This window comes from Pseudomonas sp. NGC7 (assembly GCF_047159675.1).
In the GTDB taxonomy this organism is placed as follows: domain Bacteria; phylum Pseudomonadota; class Gammaproteobacteria; order Pseudomonadales; family Pseudomonadaceae; genus Aquipseudomonas; species Aquipseudomonas kermanshahensis.
Genome location: NZ_BAAFZY010000001.1, coordinates 1,920,897 through 1,938,918, shown reverse-complemented (window position 1 = coordinate 1,938,918; position 18,022 = coordinate 1,920,897). Strand labels below are relative to the sequence as shown.

Sequence of the window (18,022 nt, the reverse complement as noted above, 5' to 3'; positions counted from 1 at the left end):
CAAACGGGGCGACCTTGGTCGCCCCGCTCGGGTTGTTGCGCTTGCTTACTCTTGCGGTGCCTCTTCGGCGCCCGCGCTGTCGTCATCGACAGCCTCCGGCGCTTCGCCTTGCGCATCCGCCTCGACCAGTTCGTCGAGCTCTTCTTCGGAAGGCTCCTGGATCCGCTCCAGGCCCACCAGCGTTTCGTCAGCCGCCAGCTTGATCAACGTCACACCCTGGGTGTTACGGCTCAGGCTGGACACTTCACCAACCCGCGTGCGCACCAAGGTGCCCTGGTCGGAGATGAGCATGATCTCTTCGCCTTCCTGAACCTGGATAGCGCCGATCAACAGACCGTTGCGCCCCTTGGTACCCATGGCGATCACGCCCTGGCCACCACGGCCGCGACGCGGGAACTTGGACAGCGGCGTACGCTTGCCGTAGCCACGCTCGGACGCGGTGAGGATCTGCGCACCGGACTCAGGGATCAGCATCGAAATGATCTGCTGCCCTTTGCCTAACTTCATGCCGCGCACACCACGGGCGGTACGGCCCATTTCGCGCACCACGCTTTCAGCGAAGCGGATCACCTTGCCGGCGTCGGAGAACATCATGACTTCCTTGGCGCCGTCGGTGATGGCCGCGGCAATCAAGGTGTCGCCTTCTTTCAGCTTCAGGGCGATCAGGCCGCTGGTGCGTGGGCGGGCAAACTGGGCCAGCGGGGTCTTCTTGACGGTACCGGAAGCGGTGGCCATGAAGATATAGGCACCGGTCGGCTCAGCAGACCATTCCGGGGTGTCGCCGTCTTCTTCGTCGACTTCCTCGGCTTCTACCAGCTCACCTTCGAGCACGGTGTCATCGGCCTCGTCCAGCTCTTCGTCCAGGTCGGCGCTTTGCTGCAGGGCCTCGAGGTCGATCTGCAGCATCGCAGTGATGCGCTCACCCTCTTCCAGCGGCAGCAGGTTGACCAGCGGACGGCCACGCGCAGCACGGGACGCTTCGGGGATTTCGTAGGTCTTCTTCCAGTACACCTTGCCCTTGCTGGAGAACAGCAACAGGGTGGCGTGGCTGTTGGCGACCAACAGGTGCTCGATGTAGTCCTCGTCCTTCACGCCGGTCGCCGACTTGCCCTTGCCGCCACGGCGCTGGGCCTGGTAGGCGGACAGTGGCTGGGTCTTGGCATAGCCACCGTGGGAGATGGTCACCACGCGCTCTTCTTCCGGGATCATGTCGCCGTAGTTGAGGTCGTGGCTGGCGTTGAGGATCTCGGTGCGGCGCGCATCGCCGTATTCGGCGCGGATGGCTTCGAGCTCTTCGCGGATCACTTCCATCAGGCGCTCGGCGCTGCTGAGGATGCGGATCAGTTCGCCGATCTGCTCGAGGATTTCCTGGTACTCGGCCAGCAGCTTCTCGTGCTCCAGGCCGGTCAGGCGGTGCAGACGCAGGTCAAGAATCGCCTGGGCCTGTTCCGGCGACAGGTAGTATTTGCCCTCACGCAGGCCGAACTGCTCCGGGAGGTCTTCAGGGCGGCAGGAATCGGCGCCGGCGCGCTCGACCATGACCTGCACGGCGCTGGATTCCCAGGCAGTGGAAATCAACGCTTCCTTGGCTTCCGACGGCGTCGGCGAGGCCTTGATCAGGGCGATGACCGGGTCGATGTTGGACAGCGCGACCGCCTGGCCTTCAAGGATGTGGCCACGCTCACGGGCCTTGCGCAGCTCGAACACGGTACGGCGCGTCACCACTTCACGGCGGTGGCGGACGAACGCTTCGAGCAGGTCCTTGAGGTTGAGCAGACGCGGGCGGCCGTCGATCAGGGCCACGACGTTGATGCCGAACACGCTCTGCAGCTGGGTCTGCTGGTAGAGGTTGTTGAGCACCACCTCCGGCACCTCGCCGCGACGCAGCTCGATGACGATGCGCATGCCGTCCTTGTCGGACTCGTCACGCAGCTCGGTAATGCCTTCGATCTTCTTCTCTTTGACCAGCTCGGCGATCTTCTCGATCAGACGCGCCTTGTTCAGCTGGTACGGCAGCTCGGTGACGACGATCTGCTGGCGGCCACCGACCTTGTCGATGTCTTCGACTTCGGAACGGGCACGCATGTAAATGCGGCCACGGCCGGTGCGGTAGGCCTCGATGATGCCCTGGCGGCCGTTGATGATGCCGGCAGTCGGGAAGTCTGGGCCAGGGATGAACTGCATCAGCTCATCGATAGTGACATCCGGGTTGTCGATCAGCGCCAGGCAGCCGTCGATGACCTCGCCGAGGTTGTGCGGCGGGATGTTGGTCGCCATGCCTACGGCGATACCGCTGGAACCGTTGACCAGCAGGTTGGGAATACGGGTCGGCATGACTGCCGGGATCTGCTCGGTGCCGTCGTAGTTGGGCACCCAGTCGACGGTTTCTTTGTGCAGGTCGGCCAGCAGCTCGTGCGCCAGCTTGGCCATGCGCACTTCGGTGTATCGCATGGCCGCGGCGTTGTCGCCGTCGACCGAACCGAAGTTGCCCTGGCCGTCGACCAGCAGGTAACGCAGCGAGAACGGCTGGGCCATACGCACGATGGTGTCGTAGACCGCAGTGTCGCCGTGCGGGTGGTACTTACCGATCACGTCACCGACCACACGGGCGGACTTCTTGTACGGTTTGTTCCAGTCGTTGCCCAGTTCGCTCATCGCAAAGAGAACGCGACGATGCACGGGCTTCAAGCCGTCACGCGCATCGGGCAGCGCTCGCCCGACAATCACGCTCATCGCGTAGTCGAGGTAAGACTGTCTCAGTTCGTCTTCGATATTGACCGGGAGGATTTCTTTGGCCAGTTCGCCCATGAGAAGCCTGATTCCTTTTTCTGGTGAAACTTCGCAGCGCCATCAAGGGCCGAACGAAGCTCGCCGTCGCGACGCGCAGTGCTGCGACGACTTACGACAAATCAATGAGTTGTGCCATGGATCTGCGCAAATTTGGCCGCCGTGATGGGCGGTCTTGGAAACTGCCGGATGTTATCACAAAGGCAGTGCGGGTGGGGAGATGTGGCACAGGCGTTCGCCGTGGGTTTTGTGTCGCCGATGAGATCGAGCGCCGCCCGCGCGGCGCATCGCGAGCAACGCTCGCTCCTACGTTTGTTTCGGGCCAATTATTTCTGGGGTAAACGCGCGCGATTGCCTTAGCGTATGGCTCGATATCGCGCCGAACATACAAGGCGGTCGCGCGCGCCTGCTACAGGCGTTATTGGCCGAAAACAAACGTAGGAGCGAGCGTTGCTCGCGATGCGCCGCGCGGGCGGCGCTCGGTCTCCTGAGCGCTAAAACTCTTCCGCCACACGCCAACTAGTGCAAACGCTTGCGGCACATCAACTGAGCCAGCTTGGCGGTATCCGGGCGTTCAACGATGCCCTTCTCGGTCACGATCACGTCGATCAGGTCGGCCGGGGTCACGTCGAACACCGGGTTGAACACCTCCACCTGCGGCGCCACGCGGGTGCCGGCGTAATCCAGCAGCTCGTCTGCATCGCGCTCTTCAAGGGGGATGTCCTCGCCGGTGGCCAGGTTCAGGTCGATGCTGGTGCTCGGCGCCACGACCATGAAGCGCACGCCGTGGTGCATGGCACTGACCGCGAGCTGGTAGGTGCCGATCTTGCTGGCCACATCGCCATTGGCCGCGATGCAGTCGGCACCGACCACAACCCAGGTGATGCCCTTGCTCTTCATCAGGTGGGCCAGGGCCGAATCGGCGCACAACGTCACCGGAATGCCCTCGTTGGCCAACTCCCAGGCGGTCAGGCGCGAGCCTTGCAGCCAGGGGCGGGTTTCGCCGGCATACACCCGCTCGACCATGCCCTCCAGGTAACCCGCGCGGATCACCCCCAGCGCGGTGCCAAAACCGCCACTGGCCAGGGCGCCGGCATTGCCGTAGGTGAGCAGGGTCTGGGCGTTGCCCTGATGGCGGCGAATCAGTTCGATGCCGTACTGGGCCATGGTCAGGTTGGCTTCACGGTCGCTTTCATGAATCGCTACCGCCTCAGCTTGCAGCGCGGCCAGCACGTCTTCTTCCGGGCGCAAGCGCTGCAGGCGCTCGCGCATGCGGTTCAGCGCCCAGAACAAGTTAGCGGCGGTGGGGCGCGCCTCGGCCAGGCTGAGGAAGTCTTCTTCCAGGTCCTGCTCCCAGTCGCCGCCCTCGGCCAGGCGCTCTTCCAGGGCGAGGACCAGGCCGTAGGCCGCGGCAATGCCGATGGCCGACGCACCGCGCACAGCCATGTCACGGATCGCGTCCACCACCTGCGCGACATTGTCGCAGGCCAGCCAGACCTCCTGCGCGGGCAGCAGGCGCTGGTCGAGCAGATGCAGAACGCCGCCTTGCCAGCGGATCGCGGTCACCTTCTCCGCCGCCAAAAGTCGCTCGCGCATCGCCTCTCCCCGTCGTTCGGATATCAAAAGCCGGCGATTATAGCGACCCTCGGCCTTGAGCGCTCGGGTATACTCCGGCCCAATTTAGCGAAGTTTCAGAGGACTCTTAAATGAGCAACGTCGACCACGCCGAAATTGCCAAGTTCGAAGCCTTGGCCCACCGCTGGTGGGACCGTGAAAGCGAGTTCAAGCCGCTGCATGAAATCAACCCGTTGCGCGTCAACTGGATCGACGAGCGGGTCGGCCTGGCTGGCAAGAAAGTGCTGGACGTGGGCTGCGGCGGCGGCATTCTCAGCGAATCCATGGCCCTGCGTGGCGCCTCGGTAACCGGCATCGACATGGGCGAGGCCCCGCTGGCGGTGGCCCAGTTGCACCAGTTGGAGTCCGGCGTCGAGGTTGAATACCGGCAGATCACCGCCGAAGCACTGGCCGAAGAGATGCCTGGGCAGTTCGACGTGGTCACCTGCCTGGAAATGCTCGAGCACGTCCCCGACCCGTCATCGGTGATTCGCGCCTGCTACCGCATGGTCAAGCCTGGCGGCCAGGTGTTCTTCTCCACCATCAACCGCAACCCCAAGGCCTACCTGCTGGCCATTGTCGGCGCCGAGTACATCCTGAAGATGCTGCCGCGCGGCACCCACGACTTCAAGAAGTTCATCCGCCCCTCCGAGCTGGGCGCCTGGAGCCGTGTTGCCGGCCTTGAAGTCAAGGACATCATCGGCCTGACCTACAACCCGCTGACCAAGCACTACAAGCTTTGCAACGACGTGGACGTCAACTACATGATCCAGACCCTGCGCGAGGAATGAGCATGCGTTTGCGAGCAGTACTCTTCGACATGGACGGCACCCTGCTCGACACGGCGCCGGACTTCATCGCTATCTGCCAGGCCATGCTCGCCGAGCGCGGCTTGCCGGCCGTGGACGACAACCTGATTCGCGGGGTGATTTCCGGCGGTGCCCGTGCCATGGTCGCCACCACCTTCGCCATGGACCCGGAGGCCGAAGGCTTCGAGGCCCTGCGCCTGGAGTTTCTCGAGCGCTACCAGCGCGACTGCGCGGTGCACAGCAAGCTGTTCGACGGTATGGCAGAGCTGCTGGCCGACATCGAGAAAGGCAACCTGCTGTGGGGCGTGGTCACCAACAAGCCGGTACGTTTTGCCGAGCCGATCATGCAGCGCCTGGGCCTGGCCGAGCGCTCGGCGCTGCTGATCTGCCCGGACCACGTGAAAAACAGCAAGCCCGACCCCGAGCCGCTGATCCTGGCCTGCAAAACCTTGAACCTGGACCCGGCCAGCGTGCTGTTCGTCGGCGACGACCTGCGCGACATCGAGTCTGGCCGCGATGCCGGCACCCGCACGGCGGCGGTGCGCTACGGCTATATTCATCCAGAGGACAACCCGAACAACTGGGGTGCCGACGTGGTGGTGGACCACCCGCTGGAACTGCGCAAGGTGATCGACAGCGCGCTGTGCGGCTGCTGATCAAGACCTGAAGTCAGCAGGGCCTGTGGGAGCGGGCTTGCCCCGCGAACGCGGGCGAAGCCCGTGCCATCCTCCGCGCCGCCTGCTTCGCGGGGCAAGCCCGCTCCCACAATGATCGGCGCTGCCCAATGAACAAGGGAAAAATCTGATGTTCGACTACACCGCCCGCCCCGACCTGCTGCAAGGCCGGGTCATCCTGGTCACCGGAGCCGGCCGCGGCATCGGCGCCGCCGCTGCCAAGGCCTACGCCGCGCTCGGTGCCACCGTGCTGCTGCTGGGCAAGACCGAGGCCAACCTCAACGAGGTCTACGACCAGATCGAGGCCGCCGGGCACCCACAACCGGTGGTGATCCCGTTCAACCTGGAAACCGCCCTGCCCCACCAGTACGACGAGCTGGCGGTCATGATCGAAGACCAGTTCGGGCGCCTGGATGGCCTGCTCAACAACGCCTCGATCATCGGCCCGCGCACGCCCCTGGAGCAGTTGTCGGGTGACAACTTCATGCGCGTAATGCACATCAACGTCGATGCCACCTTCATGCTCACCAGCACCCTGCTGCCGCTGCTCAAGCTGTCGGAGGACGCCTCGGTGGTGTTCACCTCCAGCAGCGTCGGGCGCAAAGGCCGGGCCTACTGGGGCGCCTACGGGGTGTCGAAGTTCGCCACCGAAGGCCTGATGCAGACCTTGGCCGACGAACTGGAAGGGGTTGCGCCGGTGCGCTCCAACAGCATCAACCCGGGCGCCACACGCACGGCGATGCGGGCCCAGGCTTACCCGAGCGAGAACCCGCAGAACAACCCGCTGCCTGAAGAGATCATGCCGGTGTACCTGTACCTGATGGGGCCAGACAGCACTGGGGTGAATGGGCAGGCGTTCAACGCCCAGTGATTTTGGGTGGCCTGCACTGGCCCTATCGCCGGCAAGCCGGCTCCCACAGGGGTTTCATTGCCTTCTGGCTTGGTGAAATGCTGTGGGAGCCGGCTTGCCGGCGATAGGGCCAGTACAGGGGACCATCAACCCGCCGCCAACGCCGGCCGCACCCGCCCCTGCTGACGCCCTTCCAGCTGCATGCAGCGCTCCAGGAACAGGTACATGCAGTCGTAACTCTTGCAGATCGCCCGGCGCAATTCGGTACGCAACCCCAGCGTCGGGTTCTCCCCCGCCAAGGTACAGATGATTTCCAGCGCTTCCCACGGGTGCGCATCGTCGTACTGCGCATGCATCTTCAGCCACTTCATGGCGCGCTTGCGCTGCTCCTCCGGGAAGCCTTGGGCGTAGGTGTCATTGGCGCACACCACCGCCGACCATTCCCCCGTCGCGCCTTCGATGGCGTAGTTGGTCGCCGCCATGGAAATCGCCAGGTTTTCAGTAGCACACACCCGCCAGCACCAGTCATTGAGCCCATTCAACTCGGGTGGCACCTCTTGCGCCTGCAGGTCATGCAGGTGAACGCCATGGGCATGGCACCAGTGCACCCAGTAGTCGGCATGGTTGAGCTCGACGCGGATGTTGCGCATCAACCAGCGCCGCGCCATGTCTTCGCCGGGGTGGCGGCCATAGCGGGTCTTGGTCAGGTTATGGGCCATGTACAGGGAGAACTGCTCGACCACCGGCCAGCCGCCGATCAGGTACTGGCGGATGGTCGAAGGCTTCAACTGGCCATCACGCAGGCGCTGGTAAAACTCATGCTCGACCACTCGGCGCTTGCTTTCGCGGCACTCTTCAATCAGTTGCTGGGCCCATTGAGGGTAACTGGCGGGGTCCATCAATGGCCCGATACGAACGAATGCATCAATCACTTTCAGCTCCTTGTTCCTTGTGATTTTTCGGACGTGTTGTGTCAGCGAAAGCCGCTGTCTAGCTAACGAAACGTGCCAGGTGCCCGCTGCAACAGAGGCCGTGCGGCGATCCGTTGGCGCTGCAGGCTGTCACAGGTGAACACCTGGGGCCGTTCGATCAGGTAGCCCTGGGCGTAATCCACGCCAATTTCCTGCAGGGCCTGTTCGATCAAGGGGGTTTCGACAAACTCGGCGATGGTCCGCTTACCCATGACATGGCCGATGTGGTTGATGACCTCGACCATGGCCCGGTTGACCGGGTCGTCGAGCATGTCCTTGACGAAACTGCCGTCGATCTTGAGGAAATCCACAGGCAAATGCTTCAAATAGGCGAACGACGACATGCCGGCACAGAAGTCGTCTAGCGAGAACCTGCACCCCAGCCCTTTCAGTTCGTTGATGAAGCGAATAGCACTGCCGAGGTTGGCAATGGCGCTGGTTTCGGTGATCTCGAAGCAGATCATGCGTGGCGGGATGGCGTACTCGACGAACAAGCGCTGCAAGTACTCGAGGAAGTTGTCGTCGCCGATGCTCGACCCCGACAGGTTGATCGCGCACATGGACAACGGCCCTTCGCGCCCTTCGTCCAGGCACTGGCGAATCACCTGGAACACATTGCGCACCACCCAACGATCAAGGGCGGTCATCAGGCCATAGCGCTCGGCGGCGGGGATGAAGCTGCTGGGCAGGATGGTGCGCCCGCTCTCATCGTGCAGGCGCAGCAGAATCTCGATATGGCCAGGGCCTTCGATGGTCTTCAGCGCGGCGATTTCCTGGGCGTACAGGCAGAAGCGGTTTTCTTCCAGGGCCACGTGCAAACGCTGGATCCAGGCCATCTCGCCAAAGCGCATGGACAGTTCGCTGTCGTCGGCGTGGTACACCTGCACCCGGTTGCGGCCCTTTTCCTTGGCCATGTAGCAGGCCATGTCGGCGGCGCGCAGCGAGGCCTCCAGGGTACCGGGGGCCTGCGCCATGTTCACCAGGCCAATGCTCACGGTGGTGACGAACGGGCGCCCCTTCCACACAAAGTGCAGGCTCTGGACCATCTGGCGCAGTTGCTCGGCAATTCGCTCGGCCTGGTCCGGCGGGCAGTTTTCCAGCAGCACGCCGAACTCATCGCCACCCAGCCTGGCCAGGGTGTCCCCTTCGCGCAGCCCCGACTGCAATACGGCGCAAATATGGCGCAGCAACTCGTCGCCCGCCGCGTGGCCACAGGTGTCGTTGACCAGCTTGAACTGGTCGAGGTCGAGGAACATCAGTGAATGCCGCCCAGCCTGACGTGCCAGGCCGTTGAGCGCCTGCTCCAGGCGGTATTCGAACTCGCGGCGGTTGGCCAGGCCGGTCAAGGCGTCATGGGTCGCTTGCCAGGACAGGTTGGCGATGTACTGGCGCTCCTGGGTCATGTCGTGCAGCACCAGCACGATGCCGCTGACCTGCCCATCATTGACGATGGGCGAGCCCACCAGGTTGATCGACACGGTGCTGCCGTCCAGGCGCTGGATCAGCCGGGCATGCTCGGCGCCGCCCTTCAGGCTGCCGCTGAGCACCTGCTCGACCAGGCTGCGGCCGTCCTCTTCGGCCTGCTCGTCCACCAGGCTGAACAGCGCCGAAAGTGGCAGCCCTTGGGCTTGGCCGGCCTGCCAGTGGGTGAGTTGCTCGGCCGCCGGGTTCATGTAGCCGATATAGCCATCGACATCGGTGGTGATGACCGCATCGCCAATCGCCTGCAGGGTGATCTGCGCCCGCTCCTTTTCGGCCTGCAGGGCACTGGCGAACGCCTGGCGCTGGGCCAGCAACTTGCTGGAGCGGCGCCAGGCAATGGTAATGAGGAACAAGGCAGTCAGCAGGTTGGTGATCAGCAGCACCTGCAGCAGCATGCGCGAACCCTCGCCCAGGGCATCGCTGAAAGCCCTGGCGGCCGGCGTCACACCTTCGTTGATGGCGACGATGCGGGCCTTCCAGTCGCTGATCGTGCCGGCATCGACCTGGCCACCGGCAAAGCCTGTGCGCATCTCGTCCGCCAGCACATCCAACTGGCCCAGGTAGCGGTCGCCGATGTCCCAATAATCGATGGCCGTCTGCATGTAGCTGATGCTGCGGAAGTTGCGATAGAACCAGATGATGCGTTCGACGTCGTCGGGGTGGTTGCCCCCCTGCAACACGGCATCGCGCGCGGCGTTCAAGTCCGGATTGGGCTGGTCGAGCACTTCACGCAACTGGTGATCGCCATGGGGCACGGTGATGGCCTGGCGATAGCGCTGGTAAGTGCTTTCGTCGCGGTTGTCGGCGTACAGGTTGAGGTAGTAGATGGCGTCTTTCTGAGCCTTGGACCACAAGCTCTCGCCCGCGACATAGGCGCGTACCGCCGATAACGTATAAAGGCTGAGACCGGCCAATGCCGCCTGGAAGATCACGACGGCAATGAAGGGCCAGATGATACCCAGCAGCTTCGGCGCTTCTAGAGTGCGATGTCCCTTCATGGAGTCCCTGTCACAGAGCAGATAAGGCTCGAATCAACCCAGACAAGCACAGCGTAGGCCATTTGCCATCTGCGTGGAGGGGTTTTTTATGACAAGGAATGGGGCGATTCGCACCGTCCGTAACAAGAGGCTCAGGTCTGCTGCAGATGCCCGTACAGCTTGGCGTACAAACCACCCTCGGCAATCAACTGCTGATGGTCGCCATCTTCGGCCACATGCCCGCCATCGAACACCAACACCCGGTCGGCCTGTTTCACGGCCGACAGGCGGTGGGCGATGATCAGCGTGGTGCGGCCGCTGAGGAAGCGCGCCAGGGCCTGGTGCAGGTTGTACTCGGTGGCGGCATCCAGCGCCGACGTGGCTTCATCGAGAATCACCACCTTGGGTTCGGCCAAGACCATCCGGGCAATCGCCAGCCGTTGCCGCTGCCCCCCGGACAGGCGCACGCCGGAGCGCCCGACCACGCTGTCCAGCCCTTGCGGCAAGGCGGCGATGGTGGCGTCCAGCTGGGCAATGCGCAGCGCCTGCCAGCAGGCTTCGTCGCTGCACTCGCGACCCATGGTCAAGTTGGCGCGCACGCTGTCGTTGAACAACGAAGGGTGCTGCAGCACCACCGCGACGTTTTCACGAAGGGTTTCCAGGCCGATTTCCTGCAGGCTGGCACCGCCAAAGCGGATGGTCCCCGCCTGGGCGTTGTACAGGCCAAGCAGCAGCTGCACCAAGGTGCTCTTGCCGCCACCGCTGGCGCCCACGATGGCCACCTTCTCGCCTGGGGCGATGGACAGGTCGAGGTGCTCGAGCACCGGCTCGTCGGCATAGGCGAAGCGCAGGTCGCGCACCTCGATGCCCACTGTTTCGCGGCCCACGAATGGGTCACTGGCCGCGGGGTACTGCGGCTCGTCGGCACGCGCCAGCAGCTCGTTGAGCCGGCTCAGGGCGCCACCGGCGGCGTAGTAGGCGTACTGCAGGTTGAGCAGTTGCTCCACCGGGCCGATCATGAACCACAGGTAGCTGAACACCGCCAGCATCTGGCCGATCGACAGGTCGGAAAACAGCACAGTGAGCATCGCCGCGGCGCGGAAGATGTCGATGCCGAACTGGAACAACAAACCACTGGCGCGGCCGCTGGCATCGCTCTTCCATTGCGAGTCCACGGCGTAGTCACGCACTTCCCGGGCGCGCACGCCCAGGCGCCCCAGGAAATAGCCCTGGCGGTTGCCGGCGCGGATCTCCTGGATGGCGTCGAGGGTTTCCGACAGCGCCTGGGTAAAGCGCGCGGTGCTGTCGTTTTCGAGCTTTTTCAGGTGTTTGACGCGCTTGCCCAACTGCACGGTGAAGTAGATCACCAGCGGGTTGAACAGCAAAATCAGCAACGCCAGTTGCCAGTGCATCCAGATCAGGATGGCCGCCGTGCCGGTCAGGGTCAGCATGGCGACCAAGAAACGGCTGAGGGTCTCGCCGACGAATTTGTCGAGGGTGTCCAGGTCGGTGACCAGGTGAGTGGTCACCGTGCCGCTGCCCAGGCTTTCGTATTCCTTGAGGGAAATCCGCTTGAGCCGTTCGATCAGCCGAATACGCAGGCGGTAGACGATGTCCTTGGCCAGCCCGGCAAACAGCTTGGCCTGCACCACGTTGAAGGCCAGGGCGGCCAGGCGCAGGCACAACGTCAGCGCCAGCATCAGGCCGATATAGCCGGCCGCGACCTGCCAGCTGGCCGGCAGCAGGTGGTTCATCCACTTCAGCGCGGCGTCGCCGTGGCCCAGCAGCACTTCATCCACCAGCAGCGGCAGCAGCAAGGGGATCGGCACGCTGCAGCACGCCGCGAGCACGGCAATCAGGTTGGCAGACCAGAGGTTTTTCTTGTGGTGCAGTGCCAGGCGGCGGATTTCCGCCCAGCTCAGTCGATCGGCCGCACTGTGGGGTTTCCCTGGCACAGGGTCGGGCGACCCGGGCACATCAAGCACAGGCAGCCTGCTGCAGCCAGCGGCCGAGCAAGGGTTGCAGGCGCTCCAGCGGCTGGTAGCCGTTGGTCAGCAGCGCCAGCTGGCCGTTACGCTCGGCCAGCAGGGTGGGGAAACCGGCGATGCCCAGGTCTTGCGCCCACGCAATATCGGCTGCGGTTGCTACACGCGTATCGGCGCGGGCAAAGGCCTCGGCAAACAACGCACGGTCGAAGCCCGCCTGTTCGGCCAGCTCAACCAAGTGCGGCGCAGTGGTAACGTCGACGCCGGCCTCGTAGAACGCGCGCTGGATCAACGCCAGCAGTGGCCAGACGCGCTCGGCGTCCAGCTCACGGGCGGTGACCAGGGCGCGGCAGGCAGGCTCGGTGTCGTAGACGAAACCGTCAGGCATGGCGCCCTCGAAACGAAACGGCTGGCCGGTGGCGTCGGCCACCGCCTGCCAATGCTCGAGGATGTACTTGCGGGTCGACGCATCCAAGGCGCTGCCACCGGTGCGCAGGCCGCCTGGCACCAGGTGGGTTGGCACGCCGGCTTCACGCGCCTGGGCGATCAGGGCCGCGGCCACCGGCGCAAAACCCCAGCACCAGGAGCACATGGGGTCCATCACATACAGCAGGCGTGCAGTCATGCATCAGGCCTCGGCTTTGTAGTTGTAACCGATCGGGTGCGGCAGGTTGCGGGCCTTGGCCAGCTCGATCTGCTTCTGCCGGTCGATGGCGCTGCGGCGAGTTTTTTCACTCAGGCTGTCCCAGCAGTGCGGGCAGCTGACACCTGGCGAATAGTGCTCGGACGCACGCTCCTCTGCGTTGATCGGGTGGCGGCAGGCATGGCACTGGTCGTACTCGCCTTCGCTCAGGTCATGGCGCACCGTGACGCGGTTGTCGAAGACGAAGCAGTCGCCGTCCCACAGGCTTTCTTCCTGAGGCACTTCTTCGAAGTACTTCAGGACGCCACCTTTAAGATGATAGACCGCCTCGAAGCCCTCACCGAGCATGTAGCTGGAAGCTTTTTCGCAACGGATACCGCCGGTGCAGAACATCGCCACTTTCTTGTGCTTGCTCGGGTCGAAGTTGGCCTTGATGTACTCGGGGAACTCGCGGAAGGTCTCGGTCTTGGGGTCGATGGCGCCCTTGAACGTGCCGATGGCCACTTCGTAGTCGTTGCGGGTATCGATCAGCAGCACTTCAGGGTCACTGATCAGGGCGTTCCAGTCCTTGGGCTCGACGTAGGTGCCCACCTGCTGGTTGGGGTCCACGCCCGGCACACCAAGGGTGACGATCTCTTTCTTCAGCTTGACCTTGGTGCGGTAGAACGGCTGTTCGTCGCAGTAGGATTCCTTGTGGTCGACATCCACCAGGCGCGGGTCGTTGCGCAGCCAGGCCAGCAGGCCGTCGATGCCTTCGCGGGTGGCCGACACGGTGCCGTTGATGCCTTCGTTGGCCAGCAGCAGGGTGCCTTTGACGTCATTGTCGAGCATGGCCTTGAGCAGCGGCTCGCGCAGCTCGACGTAGTCCTGCAGGGTGACGAATTTGTACAGCGCCGCGACGACGATCGGTTGTGACATGAACGTGAATCTCCAGGTGGTTGCCCTCGTAAGGGGCGGACCGGGTTGTTAAAAAAGCAGGGGGGCGCTTTGCGCCCCTTTCGCGACACAAGGCCGCTCCTACAGAGGGAACGCATAACCCCTGTAGGAGCGGCCTTGTGTCGCGAAAGGGCCGCAAAGCGGCCCCCCGGATGTTGCAGATTCTACCAGAACGGCAAAAAGGATTCAGTGCCCGCCGCCCGCACACACCGGCGAGGCCGGTGCGGCCCCGACCTTGGCCCACTCTTCAGCGGTGTAGGTGTGGATCGCGAGGGCGTGGATCTGGCCCATCAGCTCGCCCATGGTGGCGTAGACCTTCTGGTGACGCTTGACGCTGTTCAGCCCGGCAAACTGCTCGCTGACGATCACTGCCTTGTAGTGGGTCTCCTGACCACGACTGTGCATGTGACTTTCATTGAGCACTTCCAGGTGTTGCGGCGCCAGCGCGGCCAGTTGTTGCTCGATGCGGTGCTGCATGCTCATCACGCGTTACTCACTTCTTGGCAGGGGCGGCGGCCTTGCCAGCGTTCGGGTCAAGCTCTTTGGTCATGTCTTCGAGCAGCTTGTTGACCACCGGTACCGCAGGCTCCAGGCTCTGCTGGGTCAGCTGGGCCGACTGCTGGGTAACCTTGGGCATCTCGCGCAGGACTTTCTTGCCCAGCGGCGACTCGTAGAACTTGACCAGGTCCTTGAGCTCGGCCTCGGTGAAGGTGGCGGTGTACAGGTCGACCATTTTCGGCTTCAGCTTGTTCCAGCCGATGGCGCTGTCCAGGGCGGCGTTGGCCTTGGCCTGGTAGCTTTGCAGCACCGGTTGCTTGGACGCAGGCGCCTTGGTTTGGGCGAAGCGCTGGGCGAACATTTGTTGGACCTGCATATAGACCGGGGTGCCCAGCTTGTCGGCGTTGGCCAGGGTCAGGAATTTCTCGGCGGCAGCGTTGTGACTGGCGGTGGCAGCGAGTACCTGGCCGCTGGCACAGGCCAGGGCGACGGCGGCACAAAGGACACGGAGACGGGTCATTGCATTTCCTTCAAGAGAGGGAGGCGGGTACCTCAGAGTAGAGCATTCTGCGCTGTGGTGGCGATGTGCTCAAGTGGGCACGACGAGCGAGGGAACCGCGCTGTCGAATCAGGGCCTAAACTGCGATTTCGAACCACAAAGGAGTGAGCGCAGAATGAGCCGTATCGAGACAGACAGCCTGGGCCCGGTCGAAGTTCCTGAGGGCGCCTATTGGGGTGCGCAGACCCAGCGGTCGCTGATCAACTTCGCCATTGGCAAGGAACGCATGCCGCTCGCGGTGCTGCACGCCCTGGCGCTGATCAAGAAAGCCGCGGCACGGGTCAACAACCGCAACGGCGACCTGCCGGCCGATATCGCCCGGCTGATCGAGCAGGCCGCCGACGAAGTGCTCGACGGCCAGCATGACGATCAGTTCCCACTGGTGGTCTGGCAAACCGGCAGCGGCACCCAGAGCAACATGAACGTCAACGAAGTCATCGCCGGGCGCGCCAATGAACTGGCCGGCAAAGGCCGTGGCGGCAAGACGCCCGTGCACCCCAACGACCACGTCAATCGCTCGCAGAGCTCCAACGACTGCTTCCCCACCGCCATGCACATTGCCGCGGCCCAGGCGGTGCATGAAAAACTGCTGCCGGCGATCGCCGAGTTATCCTCGGGGCTGGCCGAACTGTCTGCGCGCCACCTCAAACTGGTCAAGACCGGCCGTACGCACATGATGGACGCCACGCCGATCACCTTCGGCCAGGAGGTCTCGGCCTTCGTCGCCCAGCTCGATTACGCCCAGCGCGCCATTCGCGCCACCCTGCCCCCAGTCTGCGAACTGGCCCAGGGCGGCACGGCCGTCGGTACCGGCCTGAACGCGCCACACGGCTTTGCCGAAGCCATCGCGGCCGAGCTGGCGGCCCTTTCCGGCTTGCCATTCGTCACCGCGCCCAACAAGTTCGCCGCCCTTGCCGGCCATGAACCGCTGACCAGCCTGGCGGGGGGGCTGAAGACCCTGGCAGTGGCCTTGATGAAAATCGCCAATGACCTGCGCCTGCTTGGCTCTGGCCCCCGCACGGGGCTGGCGGAAGTGCGCCTGCCGGCCAACGAGCCGGGCAGCTCGATCATGCCCGGCAAGGTCAACCCGACCCAGTGCGAGGCACTGTCCATGCTGGCCTGCCAGGTGCTGGGCAACGACGCGGCGATCGGTTTTGCCGCCAGCCAAGGCCACTTGCAGTTGAACGTGTTCAAACCGGTGATCATCCACAACCTGCTGCAGTCGGTTGAACTGCTGGCTGATGGCTGCCGCAACTTCCAGCAGCACTGCGTGGCCGGGATCGAGCCGGATGCCGAGCAGATGGCGGCGCACCTGGAGCAGGGTTTGATGCTGGTGACGGCATTGAACCCGCATATTGGCTATGACAAGGCAGCGGAAATTGCCAAGAAGGCGTATGCCGAAGGCACGACCTTGCGCGAGGCGGCGTTGGCGTTGAAGTACCTGACCAATGAACAGTTCGATCAGTGGGTCAGGCCGGAAAACATGCTGGCGCCGGGCGGTAAAGGCTGACCCGCTCGCCCCTCCCCTGTAGGAGCAGCCTTGTGCTGCGAAGAGGCCGGTGAAAGTAGCGAAAAATCGCTGTGTTTGCACCGGCCTCTTCGCAGCACAAGGCTGCTCCTACAAGGACGGTGGTTAGCGCATGCTATTGATGGACCTGCGCCAACCGTGCCTTTCTGGCGCGCCAACCGGCAACCAACGAAGGCCCCAGCGCCACCAGCGCCGACCCCAGCACCACCGTCACCGCCCCCAGATACCCCAGGGCATTGATGTCCTCGGCATGCACATAGTCGGGCCACACCCAGGCCGCCAGCGCCACCGCCACAAAGGTCACCAACGGCGTCAACGCCAGCGTCGCGCTCACCCTTGAGGCCTCCCAGTGCGCCAGTGCCTCGGCAAAGGCGCCATACGCCACCAGGGTATTCAGGCAGCAAGCCAACAGCAGCCAGCCTTGCAGCGGCGTCAGTTGCAACGCTTCCAGTGGATGCACCCAAGGCGTGAGCAGCGCGGCGCAGCTCAGGTAAATCACCATCATCACCTGCTGCGAATGCCATGCCGTCAGCAGCTGCTTCTGGCTCAAGGCGTAGAACACCCAGATGCTGGTCGCCAGCAAAATGGTCAGCACGCCAGTGGTGTAGGTGCCGAGTGAGGTCAGCAGCTCTTCCAGACGCTGGTTGAAGAACAGCCCGAAACCGCCGATCAACACCACCAGGCCCAGCCCCTGCCCCAGGCTGAAGCGCTCCTTGAACACGAACACGCTGGCCACCAGCAACAGCACCGGGCCTACCTGCACCACCAGTTGCGCGGTACCAGGGCTAAGCAGCCTGAGGCCGATCAGGTAGAGCACGTAGTTGCCCATCAGGCCAAGCACGGCCACGGCCACCAACCCCTTGCCCTTGGGCCCGAGCTTGCCGAACGAGGGCAACTGGCGCTTGGCCCCTAGCCAGGCGAACAACAGCCCGCCAGACACCAACAGGCGGTACCAGGTGACGGTGACCGGGTCCATCACCTGCAGCACCTGCTTGAGCTTGATTGGCAGGATGCCCCACAGCAGCGCGGTCAGAAGTGCCAACAGCAGGCCATAGACCCAGCGTCCGGAAGTGGTGTGCATAAAGCCCTCGATCAAGCCCGTGGTGGGGGTGCTTGGATTCTACGGGCTTGGCGGCTGGCGCGGGGCTAAGTGCCGGGAAAAGAATTCATCAGGTCATTCCACCGCGGCATGGCTGGACGGGCGGTCCGAAAGGGCCGCTGCGCGCCCCATCGCCGGCAAGCCGACTCCCACAGATACACCGCCTCCTGAGATTCACGCCCCACCTGTGGGAGCAACTGTCTTGTTCAAATTTCTGGGGGCATTCCATCCTCTGGGAAATCAGCCAGCCCTTTGGACCGCGTTGTCGAGCAGAGAACAAAGTTAGTAAGCGAGTTGCTGACCCTGTGGGAGCGGGTTTACCCGCGAACACGGGCGAAGCCCGTGCCATCCAAGGTGGTGCCTCCTTCGCGGGCAAACCGTGGGAGCAACTGTCTTGTTCAAATTTCTGAGGGCATTCCATCCTCTGGGAAATCAGCCAGCCCTTTGGACCGCGTTGTCGAGCAGAGAACAAAGTTCGTAAGCGAGTTGCTGACCCTGTGGGAGCGGGTTTACCCGCGAACACGGGCGAAGCCCGTGCCATCCAAGGTGGTGCCTCCTTCGCGGGCAAACCAGCACCTCCGGCAGTCAGCTTGCCATTCACCGCTCTCAC

At 63.6% G+C, this 18,022-nt stretch carries 14 protein-coding genes; 4 read left to right on the top strand and 10 right to left on the bottom strand.

Annotated features, from left to right (window positions below):
* Nucleotides 1-45: 45 nt before the first annotated feature.
* A complete protein-coding gene (gene gyrA / locus ACMCNM_RS08895; protein WP_027595948.1) occupies nucleotides 46-2,808 on the bottom strand; it encodes a DNA gyrase subunit A in 2,763 nt (920 codons plus the stop codon).
* Between the two features lie 498 nt (nucleotides 2,809-3,306).
* Nucleotides 3,307-4,383, bottom strand: a complete 1,077-nt coding sequence (mtnA, locus tag ACMCNM_RS08890; protein ID WP_085272800.1) for an S-methyl-5-thioribose-1-phosphate isomerase — start codon at nucleotides 4,381-4,383, stop codon at nucleotides 3,307-3,309.
* A gap of 110 nt (nucleotides 4,384-4,493) precedes the next feature.
* Between mtnA and ubiG the strand changes: the two genes are divergently transcribed.
* The 3 genes from ubiG to ACMCNM_RS08875 all read left to right on the top strand — a co-directional run bounded on the left by ubiG (nucleotide 4,494) and on the right by ACMCNM_RS08875 (nucleotide 6,755).
* Complete coding sequence (gene ubiG, locus ACMCNM_RS08885; protein WP_027595946.1) at nucleotides 4,494-5,192, top strand: bifunctional 2-polyprenyl-6-hydroxyphenol methylase/3-demethylubiquinol 3-O-methyltransferase UbiG; 699 nt, start codon at nucleotides 4,494-4,496, stop codon at nucleotides 5,190-5,192.
* A gap of 2 nt (nucleotides 5,193-5,194) precedes the next feature.
* Nucleotides 5,195-5,866 carry an N-acetylmuramic acid 6-phosphate phosphatase MupP gene (gene mupP, locus ACMCNM_RS08880; protein ID WP_027595945.1) on the top strand — a complete coding sequence of 224 codons (672 nt, stop codon included), beginning with the start codon at nucleotides 5,195-5,197 and terminating at the stop codon, nucleotides 5,864-5,866.
* 148 nt (nucleotides 5,867-6,014) lie between these two features.
* On the top strand, nucleotides 6,015-6,755 hold the full coding sequence (locus ACMCNM_RS08875) for a YciK family oxidoreductase (protein WP_027595944.1): 741 nt from the start codon (nucleotides 6,015-6,017) through the stop codon (nucleotides 6,753-6,755).
* 125 nt (nucleotides 6,756-6,880) lie between these two features.
* On the opposite strand, the gene ACMCNM_RS08870 is transcribed toward ACMCNM_RS08875, so the two are convergent.
* The 7 genes from ACMCNM_RS08870 to ACMCNM_RS08840 form a co-directional block, all read right to left on the bottom strand.
* Nucleotides 6,881-7,666, bottom strand: coding sequence for a TenA family transcriptional regulator (locus ACMCNM_RS08870; RefSeq protein ID WP_027595943.1), 786 nt, complete (start codon nucleotides 7,664-7,666; stop codon nucleotides 6,881-6,883).
* A gap of 62 nt (nucleotides 7,667-7,728) precedes the next feature.
* Entirely contained in the window at nucleotides 7,729-10,185 is a 2,457-nt protein-coding gene (locus ACMCNM_RS08865; protein WP_027595942.1) for an EAL domain-containing protein, read from the bottom strand.
* A 131-nt stretch (nucleotides 10,186-10,316) separates the two neighbouring features.
* Nucleotides 10,317-12,149 carry an ABC transporter ATP-binding protein gene (locus tag ACMCNM_RS08860; protein WP_412764225.1) on the bottom strand — a complete coding sequence of 611 codons (1,833 nt, stop codon included), beginning with the start codon at nucleotides 12,147-12,149 and terminating at the stop codon, nucleotides 10,317-10,319.
* Entirely contained in the window at nucleotides 12,142-12,774 is a 633-nt protein-coding gene (locus tag ACMCNM_RS08855; protein ID WP_412764224.1) for a DsbA family protein, read from the bottom strand. Before ACMCNM_RS08855 ends, ACMCNM_RS08860 begins: the two co-directional genes overlap by 8 nt.
* Before the next feature lie 3 nt (nucleotides 12,775-12,777).
* Nucleotides 12,778-13,710, bottom strand: a complete 933-nt coding sequence (locus tag ACMCNM_RS08850) for a rhodanese-related sulfurtransferase (protein WP_027595939.1) — start codon at nucleotides 13,708-13,710, stop codon at nucleotides 12,778-12,780.
* Nucleotides 13,711-13,914: 204 nt separating this feature from the next.
* Nucleotides 13,915-14,211 (bottom strand): BolA family protein, encoded by a 297-nt coding sequence (locus tag ACMCNM_RS08845; protein WP_027595938.1) that lies wholly within the window; start codon nucleotides 14,209-14,211, stop codon nucleotides 13,915-13,917.
* A gap of 10 nt (nucleotides 14,212-14,221) precedes the next feature.
* Nucleotides 14,222-14,746 carry a DUF2059 domain-containing protein gene (locus ACMCNM_RS08840; RefSeq protein ID WP_027595937.1) on the bottom strand — a complete coding sequence of 175 codons (525 nt, stop codon included), beginning with the start codon at nucleotides 14,744-14,746 and terminating at the stop codon, nucleotides 14,222-14,224.
* 154 nt (nucleotides 14,747-14,900) lie between these two features.
* On the opposite strand from ACMCNM_RS08840, the gene ACMCNM_RS08835 reads away from it, so the two are divergent.
* A complete protein-coding gene (locus ACMCNM_RS08835; RefSeq protein WP_099453215.1) occupies nucleotides 14,901-16,295 on the top strand; it encodes a class II fumarate hydratase in 1,395 nt (464 codons plus the stop codon).
* Nucleotides 16,296-16,428: 133 nt separating this feature from the next.
* Here ACMCNM_RS08835 and ACMCNM_RS08830 read toward each other — a convergent pair whose 3' ends face one another.
* Complete coding sequence (locus ACMCNM_RS08830) at nucleotides 16,429-17,394, bottom strand: DMT family transporter (protein ID WP_085272796.1); 966 nt, start codon at nucleotides 17,392-17,394, stop codon at nucleotides 16,429-16,431.
* Between the last annotated feature and the right edge of the window lie 628 nt (nucleotides 17,395-18,022).